This window comes from Belnapia sp. AC561, from assembly GCF_979252845.1.
Genome location: NZ_CEEDBP010000124.1, coordinates 1 through 409 on the forward strand (window position 1 = coordinate 1; position 409 = coordinate 409).

The following is a 409-nucleotide window of genomic DNA, read 5'->3' on the forward strand; positions in this document are numbered from 1 at the left end:
GGCAGCTGGGTTTGCTGCGGGTGCAGAGTGTGGCGCCCAGGTCCATCATCGCTTGGGTGTAGTTGTTGACGCGCTCATGCGGGGTGAAGCGTTCGGCGACGTCCCACAGTTGTTTGGCCACTTTTGGCTCGCCGGGGTAGCCCTCTTGGGCGACGTAGCGGGCCAGTACGCGTTTGACGTTGCCATCGAGAATCGGCGCGCGCACGCCCATGGATAGGCTGGCAATTGCGCCTGCGGTCGAGCGGCCGATGCCGGGCAGTTCGGTGAGTTGTTCGACGCTGCGGGGAAACTCACCGCCATGCTCGGTCATGACGATTTGCGCGGTCTTTTGCAGGTTGCGGGCGCGGGTGTAGTAGCCCAGGCCGGTCCACAGGTGCAGCACTTCGTCTTCGGGGGCTTCGGCCAGGGC

Annotated in this window: 1 protein-coding gene; it reads right to left on the reverse strand. The window is 64.8% G+C overall.

The annotated features are described in order from the left end of the window. The coding region (locus tag AC0IW9_RS30410; protein WP_471652041.1) for an HhH-GPD family protein at positions 1-409 on the reverse strand (409 nt) is incomplete at both ends.